The 9,848-nt window shown below is 33.3% G+C and carries 6 protein-coding genes; all 6 read left to right on the forward strand.

What is annotated here, in order from left to right; translation table 11 throughout:
* Positions 1–35: 35 nt before the first annotated feature.
* The 6 genes from LXF01_RS17375 (at position 36) to LXF01_RS17400 (ending at position 9,814) form a co-directional block, all read left to right on the forward strand.
* Positions 36–644: an AAA family ATPase gene (locus LXF01_RS17375; RefSeq protein ID WP_233945586.1), complete on the forward strand. Its 609-nt coding sequence runs from the start codon at positions 36–38 to the stop codon at positions 642–644.
* 773 nt (positions 645–1,417) lie between these two features.
* On the forward strand, positions 1,418–1,726 hold the full coding sequence (locus LXF01_RS17380) for a LexA family protein (protein WP_180044208.1): 309 nt from the start codon (positions 1,418–1,420) through the stop codon (positions 1,724–1,726).
* Between the two features lie 154 nt (positions 1,727–1,880).
* On the forward strand, positions 1,881–3,989 hold the full coding sequence (locus LXF01_RS17385; protein ID WP_233945587.1) for a hypothetical protein: 2,109 nt from the start codon (positions 1,881–1,883) through the stop codon (positions 3,987–3,989).
* Entirely contained in the window at positions 3,986–6,670 is a 2,685-nt protein-coding gene (locus LXF01_RS17390) for a toprim domain-containing protein (RefSeq protein WP_233945588.1), read from the forward strand. Before LXF01_RS17385 ends, LXF01_RS17390 begins: the two co-directional genes overlap by 4 nt.
* Before the next feature lie 175 nt (positions 6,671–6,845).
* Entirely contained in the window at positions 6,846–9,242 is a 2,397-nt protein-coding gene (locus LXF01_RS17395; RefSeq protein ID WP_233945584.1) for a hypothetical protein, read from the forward strand.
* 176 nt (positions 9,243–9,418) lie between these two features.
* Positions 9,419–9,814, forward strand: coding sequence for a hypothetical protein (locus tag LXF01_RS17400; protein ID WP_233945585.1), 396 nt, complete (start codon positions 9,419–9,421; stop codon positions 9,812–9,814).
* Positions 9,815–9,848 lie beyond the last annotated feature (34 nt).

Raw genomic sequence — 9,848 nt, forward strand, 5'->3', positions numbered from 1 at the left:
TGATAGTTTTGTTTTGATTTTATAAAGGTTTAATTATGGCAAAGATAATCTGTGTCGCTAATAGAAAGGGGGGAGTTGGAAAAACGACTCTCGCTACAAATCTAGCAGTTGCATTAAGCAACAAAGGGAAAAGTATTCTCATAGATGCTGATGAACAACAATCAGCTTTCAAATGGTCCAATCAACGTAATGATATTGAATGCCTAACTGTTCATTCGAACTTACTGGAACAATTAGAACAATTAGATAAGGACTATGAATATATCCTTATTGACGTTGCAGGACGTGATTCTACAATTTTCCGTGAAGCATTACTTGTATCAGACACTTTGATTATTCCAACGCAACCATCATTACTAGATCTAGAGGTTCTTACTTACATGCAAGAAAAAGTTAAGATAGCTAGAAAGACTAATGAAAACCTCAATGCTTATGTCTTAATTAATAGAGCTGCTGTAAGGACAACTGAATTAAAGGATGCAATAGAATTTATTGCTGATTTTGATCAGTTCAAATTGTTAAAAACAGTGCTCTTTGAAAGAAAACAATTCCGTGATGCTATTGTGGAATCTAAGTCAGTTACGGAAATGAATGCATCAAAAGCAAAAGATGAATTAAACCAGTTAATCATTGAATTGCTTTAAGTTTAAAAAGTAGAAATCTATCGTAGAAAAAGGGTGGTCCAATTGATCATCCTTTTTTTTGTTTTCTCTTAAAAAGAGTACCTATAATAAAAAGAGAAAAATTTCCTATACATTTGATAAATATAAAAAAAATGGTTTCTAAATTCTACATGGGAATGGCTAAATTCCTTAGGTTTTAGAAACACCTTTATATTTAAAAAACAAATACTTAGAGTCTAAATATCTTTCTATAGTAGAAGTAAAGAATACTAAAAGGCAGAAAAAGTAGAAAAACAATAACGTAGAAGTAAATTAAAAAAATCTAAAAAAAATAAAAAAGCATGTCATAAAATATTATAAGTATTTGTTTATTATAAATAAAACAATTTGACATGATAAAATAATTGCAAGTCAGACATTAAATTAAAATAATAATATATATATTATTATTCATATACTTATATCTATATTTATTTCTGACACGCTAACCTGACACGCTTTTTTAAAACTGGATTCGCTTTACCTGACATGAAAAAATCCATGTCAGTATCAGGTCAAATTGTGTGTCAGTATTTAACTTTTAATAAGATATTGATTTATTGATTTTATTTATTGGTAGTGGATTCGCTTTTGCTTTGGGACACGCTTTTTCAGGTTTATATATTTTTGATTTCTACTGTGATTTTTCTACTAAAAAAGCTTACTAAAAATATACCTTTTTTATGTATAAACTATTGTCCAAACTTATACAGAATAGTAAGATTAATATGCTTTTTTTAATTGGTGGTTAATGTATGGTTACTACATCGAGAGTAGAGTTTGTGAAGCAGTTGCCTTTCCTTACTGATCGGCAAATGTCCTTACTTCAATTTCTACATAGTTACCTTCGAGATCATCGCTATATGCCAACTCGCCGCGAGGTAGCCAATTTTCTTGAATTAAAATCAGATAATGCAACACCTTACTTGGTTGCATTGGAGAAGAAAGGTTATTTAAAGAGAAATGGAGAGAGGGTTAGGCGTAATCTTGAATTAACCCCAACAGCTTATGAAAAGTTGGAACTGGAATCTGAAAATGATTTTGAAAAAGGCACTGTAAACTAAATTGAAATGCTAGAAATGGAAAACCCGCTACTGTTGACGCAGTAACGGGTTTTGAAAATAGGTTATCTAACTTGTCGGCTAGATAAATCTATTTTCGCACATTTATATGCATGTTTCAAATCCGTAGCTTGTACGTTATTGAGTGAGATTTGTTGTGCGAACTTTAAGTGAAGAACGATTATGTAATCAGATCTTATATAAAGAACTGGTAGAAAACAGTCGTCATCAAGTTGAATTGTATGGGGTTAGAAACTCCCAGTCTAAGACTTCGATCTATACAAAACAGGGTCTTGTAACTACCTGTTTGAGAGTGATTTCAGAAAAATTCAATCCTGATTTTGATGATTCACCCGTTGATTTCTTTCATAAAGACTTTGAAAAAAACGAAGCTCTTATTCTTAGTTATCTAAAAGAAAATTATAACGACTCTAGGTTTAGAAGCCTTAAATGGGCTTTTAATTTTATTGTTGAAGATGTTCTGCAATACCACAATACAAAATATTGGTTACGTCCTGACAATCAAAGATTCCCACTTTATGAAAATCCTGTGGATCGACTCTTACATTGCATGAATTTAGTTATTGAGGTGAATCATCCTCATTACGTTAAGAAGAAAAATAAAACTCTGAAAAAATATGCCTTAATTGCACATGAAATTAATAAGTATTGTGGGGCAGACTATCTTACAGAGCACATGATTTTTTTATATTACGCTAGGAAAAGAGTACCTGACTTTGTGATAGAAGAACGTGAGTCAGGATTCTTTAAAAATCGAAACTGTAAGCCAAGAATTGTTTTAGAAGCAATTGAAAATCTGTCTGTTGCACCATCAGGATACTTAATGGATCTCTTTCCAGTAAAAGCAACACCTGATGCTGATGACTTGAAAGAAGGAAACATTAAAAAAGGCAGAGTACATAGAAATTTTAGACCACCTTTAAATATGCAACTTGTTACGGCTCATTTTCGTGATGAGTTATATACTTATTGTTCTTATAAAACTGAACCACTTTCAGATAAAGAACGGAATCAAAAGTGGATTAGACGAGAAAATGAGCATTATGATGAAACCAAAGCTCATGAATATGAAACCGTTTTAACTGCCACCAAGCCAACATCTTTAGCGGTATATGATCCTAAATGGTATATACCCTCATTAGGTAAATTGGTTTCTTCTTTCGTTTTAATATTGAAAGAAACCCATGAACTCAAACTACTTAGTGTTGATGAATATACCCTTTTCAATTTAAGCCAACATAAAATTGTTAGAAAAGTCTTTTCCAAAATATTAAAGGAAAAGGAATTTATTACAGTTGCAGATCATGTAGTCATTCATAATTTATCTACTATGTGGAAGCCTGACACTTGCTTCTTTTATGAATATGCAGATGAGGTTTTTTCTGAAAGATATAACCTTACAAAAGAAGAAATTTTAAAACTTGCTCATGAAAATTATCGTGAGTTAAAGAAAATTTCAAAAGAATTAGAGGATTATATTCAGGTAAGTGATGATTCACACAAAGTAAGGAACAGGGGGATTGTTGAGTTAGATATTCCTGCTATGTACGTTTTTGACATGCTGGATGCTGCACAGAAAGATATTCAACTCTATAAAACACGCTCTCATGATAAAACTATTAGGCTCAATTTTTTAAATACAATTCGTGATACAGCACTCGTAATGTGTTTAATGGAAATACCATTAAGAGCTAGAAACTGGTCTAACATGAAACTTGGGTATCACCCAAACTCTGAATGTATTTATAAAGATGAAAAAACAGGTTTATATGTCGTTCGTATTCCTAAACATTGTTTTAAAAACTTTAAACAAAAGATTATTCCTGACAATTTTAAATTAACACTTCCAAAAGAAGTTACTGAGCATATAGATCTCTACGTTAATGAAGTTCGTCCACTTTTTTTAAATGATGTAGAAAGCAAATATTTTCTTATTTCTAGTATGGGAAATAAGCTTGATGTGGATGACTTAGGACATTCTCTCCGATTATTTACAAAAAAATTTGGCAACCAAAAAGTGAAAAAAGGCGGGATCGGTATTCACTTTTTTAGGGATATTGTTGCCACTACATTCTTGAAAAAGAACAAAGGTGGGTACTCTTATGTTGCCTTCCTTCTGCTTGATAGTGAACGAATGATTAGAGAGCACTATGGTCACTTGAAGCCTGATGATGCGTTTGAAGACTGGCAAGAATACAAAAAACAACTTCTTCAAGGGAAAAAAGAAAAAGGGGAAGCAGTATGAGTAATGTAGATATGAAGCTCATTGCTTCTCAACTTAAAGATAATGTTGAAAGGGTTGTCCAATATCTTTATCCCAATGGGAAAAAGATAGGAAATCATTGGGTCAGTGGTGATGTTTATGATAGTCCTGCAAGTGGCAATGGTAGCTTTAAAATTGCTTTGTCAGGTAAGTATCGAGGCGTGTGTAAAGATTTTAATGGTGATGATGTTGGATTCGATCTATTAGATGCTTGGCATAAGAGATTTAATATTGATAAGAAAACTGCTGCTCAACAAGCGGCACAGTTTCTAGGTATGGTTGTTACTCAGCCTATTACCCAATCTAAACCAAGTGAAACTCAGCGAAATGATATTTCTAAAACAAAAAAAGCCAAGCCTAATCAGCAGAATTGGACTCAAAAATTAGTATCACGATTGAAGTCTAATACTCATGCCATGCGTTATTTGGCATCTCGTTCCTTGAAATGGGAAACGATTGAGGAATTTAAACTTGGCTTGAGTATGCCTTACAAAAAACAGGATGGTACTGTTTCATCTGATGCTTTGACCTTCCCTATTCGATTAGAAGATGGTTCTTTCAGCAGTGTTAATGGCTATTACTGTATTCCAAATGTGACATTAAACCCTACTGACAAAAATGGTTGGATGAAGGGAAAACCGCAAGTTTATTTCACTCATGCTTATCGCAAGCAAACTAAAATTTTTGTTTGTGAGGGTATAAAAGATGCATGGATTGTATATCAATATTTAAAAGAAAATGATCTCCTAAATGAGATCCTTGTGTGTTCAAGTACACACGGTTCAGCTATTCCTGATGCAATGACAAAGGAAGGCTTTTGGGCGAGATTCGATAAAATATATTTAGGTCATGATCATGATAGCGCAGGAGATCGGATGGCTGAAAAGCTATCTGAATTAATCTTGAAGGATTGTTACCGTGTTAAATGTCCTTCTACCTATGCTTCTGCGAAATATCATGCTGATGGAACAATAAAGCATGAAAGTGAATGGGGTGCAGACTGGACTGACTTTTTCAAAAGTGATGGTTGCTTTGAAGAATTTTTATCTTTAATGGATGAAGCACAGATCTGTTCAACCAAGATTGATTTAGCTGAAACAAGTCAAAATCTAGTAATGGAAGGCAGATTTAATGTTGCACCAGTGGAAATTAATGGTGCTTATATAAATGGTCGCATGTATTACCCTGTTCAAACTCTTGTTCGGAAAAAAGAGGTTGATGAATATGGTATGGAGTATTTTTCCGAACGCTACGAAACAGTTGTTGTGCGTTCTGATGCGACAGTACATAAAGCTGTAAAATCACCTGCCCCAAGAGGAACACCCGATTCAGAACGTGTGATTAGATTGTCTGACGGAACTCTGATCCGTTCTGAGCCAAGACCTAATGACTTTGGTACATGGAAATGGCATAACATCGAAGCCTATCTTAATGGCAAAGCTAAAATTAGAACGATAAGTGAGATTTTTGATGATGTGTATAACGCGCTGAGAAAGTCAGTATGGCTTCCAGTTAAAGAGGATTATGTGATTCTATCCCTAACTGTATTAGCTACTTATGTTCAAAATGTTTTCGAGTCAGTACCTATTATTTTCTTGAATGGTATGGCGGGTACAGGTAAGTCCCAAACAGGCATTATCATGTCTAAGCTATCTTGTAATGGTTCAGTAATTGGTCAGGTTTCAGCAGCTACAGCAGCACGACATATTGATGCAGCGAGAGGATTTGTTGTCTTCGATGACTTAGAAGGTATAGCCAGTAAAGGCGGCAAAGATAGTGGTCAATTTAGCGAGTTAGTGCAGGCTCTTAAAGTTTCTTATAACAAGAGTACAGCCGAGAAACTTTGGACTGATGTGAAAACAATGAAGACTGAACGCCTGAACTTTTTCGGTATCAAATTAATTAGTAATACATCGGGTGCAGATGACATTTTGAGTACACGTATGTTGAGGGTTCAAACTCGACACATGCCCGATTCAGAAAAAGGAAAAATCAAAAAATTAACCGCGTATGACTTCAATTCTATTGAAGCCATACGCCAAGAGCTGCATTCTTGGGGCTTCATGAAATGCACAGAGATTGAAGAAAGATCATCCCTATTTACTGATAAATCGGGACGTTTCGATGAAATTGCCTTGCCATTACGAGTCATTGCTCAGATGGTTGGTGACGAATGTAGTCAAGAACTTGAAGTGGCATTATCTAAGCAACGTACTGTTGTTATTGAAACAAATGATCCTATCGAAACCCTTAAAGAAGCGGTCAAGAATCTGATTAAAGAAGGCTTCATACGATTCACTGTTACCCAGGTCATCCTAGAATTGCGTACTCTACTGGATGAAAATTTTGGATCTGATATGACTAACTCTATTCCTGAATGGCAACGTCCTGAATGGGTTGGTCGTCAGTTAAGGACTCTTGGCTTACTTGATAATATTGATCTAGGGCGTACAACATTCTATGGAAAACGCCTGAAAGTCATGCAGTTTAATGATCATGCAATCAATGAAGTAATTGAAGAATTGGGTGCAACAATCGACTTACAGAAAGACCCATTTGATTTCTGCAAAGGATGTTCTTCATGTCCATATTCTAATAGTCACTGTGAATTTAAATCACATAGATTACAGCAAGAGCAAAGGGATAAAATCAGGTATAACTAATAATAGTAATTATCTATTTCACCTGCTAAATAAAACAATGGATAGTTGTGTAAATACAACTATCCATTGTTTTATTTGTTATTGCATACTATTGATTTAAAACACCTATTATTGATTGTATTAATTCAATTAAAACCATATCATATTCAATAATATATTTGAAAATGTGGCTGTTATGAGTCTATATGAAACTTTAAAAAATGTGAAAAGTGAAGAAGATGTAAAAGATGCCTACATAAAAGCTTTAGGCTTAAAAGGTTTCACGAAAGGCTTGATTGATATTCAAACTAAAGAAATTTGGTTTGAAGCAAAAGATACTGGAAGACATAGTACCTATGCGATGTTCACCCAACTTTTACACTATGTCCAGCAATCATTAAATCGTGGTGAAAGTGTCCCCCCTTTTTTAGCAGTAATTGATACTGAAAAAGCTGCAATTATGAAAAGCAGTGATGTAATTCCTTTCTTAGAAAAAAAGACAATTAAATGGGGGAAATCTGCAAGTCAATACACACAAGAAGCTTTAGAAACTATCTCTGTCTATATTGGCACTTATTTTGTCTCCTTTAAATTATCCACTCATGAAGATGAATTTATCTCGACTGTTAAGGCAGCAATAAAATCAGGCGATATTATTCGTATCCACATAACACCTGATAACTTGAAACAGGTATTTGATAAGTGGGTGAATATGATTGGCAGGGAAATAGAAAGTGTAACTGAGGATAATTATGCGCTTTTATTTTTTGCCGATATTATGAATGATGGAACTGTAAGTACTCATAAAGATTTACCTGCAAAATTGTTGTTCATGGATAACAAGCCAACATTTATGTTGAATGGAAAATTATATGAATTAGGAAATCATGAAGGTTATCGAAGATTTTGGGCGATATACCATAGACCACCAAAAGAAGAATATCGAAATTACCTCCTTGAACGTAGAGATAGCCTGATTCCTGTTGATGAAAGGAATTTCAAGGGTGCATTTTATACACCGTTAAATGTTGTTGATAAAGCCTATGAAAAACTAGAAGAAACTTTAGGAAAAAATTGGCAGAAAAACTATGTTATATGGGATATGTGCTGTGGTGTAGGAAATCTAGAAGTTAAGCATTCTAACCACCGTAACATTTTTATGAGTACATTAGATCAAGCAGACATTGATGTTATGAAAGCATCAAAAACATGCGTTGCAGCAACAAGATTCCAATACGACTACTTAAATGATGATATTACTGATGATGGGCAAATTGATTACAGCCTGACAAATAAAGTTCCCAAAGAGCTACAAACCATCATAAAAGAAGGTAAGAAAAAAATACTGATTCTAATTAATCCCCCTTACGCCGAAGCAACTAATTCAGATAACGTAGCTGCCAATGCAGTAGATAGCAAGAGTAAAACAGGCGTTTCAAAAACGAAAATGACGAGCCTAATGTCGGATTATGGATATGCAAGCCGAGAATTATTTGCACAATTTTTAGTACGCTTAGAACAGGAAATACCGAATGCTACGGTAGCAATGTTCAGTACACTTAAATATGTAAATGCATCAAATTTTGAAAAATTTAGATCAATTTGGAATGCCGAATTTCAAAATGGTTTTATTGTTCACAGCAAAGTATTTGATGGTTTAAAAGGTGACTTTCCAATTGCTTTTTTAATTTGGAAAACAAATGAAAAAACAGCTAAGAGAACTCCTATTACTGAAATTTCAGTAGAGATTTTAAATAAAAATGCAGAACCAATTGGTGAGAAAAGTTTTTATAATTTACCTAAAAATATTTTTTTAAATGCATGGTTGCCACGAATAAAAACAAATACTACCAATATTCCTTTAAAAAATGCTGTTCATCCACAAACAGGTAAAGCAAAAGTTACTTCTTGGGTTGAAGAAGCAATTGGATATTTTTGGTGTAATGGCAATGATATGCAACAAGCTAAACAGACTGCATTATTGTCATCTGTATTTAGTGCAGGAAATGGATTTTATGTAACACCTGAAAATCTTTGGAAAGTAGCTATAATTTTTTCTGTTAGACAGCTAATTCAGCATACTTGGATAAATCATAACGATCAATTCTTGCAACCCACAAAAGAATTGACAGAAGAATTTCAAATTGATTGTCTAATATTTATGTTATTTCATGGAAAAAATCTAACTGCTGGTGCAGAGGATCTTGAGTGGGATAATAGAAAATGGGCAATAGTGAACCACTTTATCCCATTTACTGAATCAGAAGTTAACAGTCCTGACAGATTTGAAAGTGACTTTATGGTGAACTATTTAAGCCATAAAGAGTTCAGTCCAGAAGCTCAAAAAGTATTAAACGAAGGTAAAAGACTTTGGATTAAGTATTTCAAACAAAAAGACAATCACACAATAAAAGAAGAATATAAATTAAATCGCACTGATGTTGGTTGGTATCAAATACGAAATGCTCTTAAAGCAAGAAATACTAATGGAGAAGGTATCCCTACATCATTTATTAGTTTTGAAAACTCTTATAAAGATTTAAGCGATAAACTCCGACCTATGGTTTATGAGTTAGGCTTCCTTAAAGAATAAGTTAGTTCTAAACACAAAAGAAGGTTGATTTATTTCAACCTTCTTTTTTTTAATAGATAAAATAGTTTCATATGTAGTTGTATTGATAGTTGTATTGGTAATTTCACTATACAACTATACTTAGTGTGTAATAGAATTGATTTTTTATATCAAATGACTCCATTTAGGGATTAGATATGTCTGAAAATAGATTTGCTAAAGCTAGACAGAATAAGGAGTTTACACATATTGATGTAAACTCTGACGCTAAAGACTCAGCAAGTACTCTCCCATCCAATAAAATTGTAACTAGAAATAAAAGTGTGGTTCTTCTTGAACCAAATAAATTACCAGTTTCAACAAGATCACGAACAAAGAATGGTAGAAACCTCACTATTCCTTTGTTCGTGGAAGAACTAAATATTATTGAAACAGCAGTAAATATATTGGGTCAAAAAAGTGATACCTCTATAAACAATTTCATTCGACAAACCATCCTCGATAAATGCAAAAAAATCATAGGTAAAGAGGAATATCAAAGAATGTTGAATCAGCAGTTGAATGTGATCAAAACACCTAAAGAAAAAAACTAAGGTCTGTATAAAACAAAACTATTAATACAACTAT

The organism is Acinetobacter sp. SH20PTE14 (assembly GCF_021391555.1).
GTDB lineage: Bacteria > Pseudomonadota > Gammaproteobacteria > Pseudomonadales > Moraxellaceae > Acinetobacter > Acinetobacter amyesii.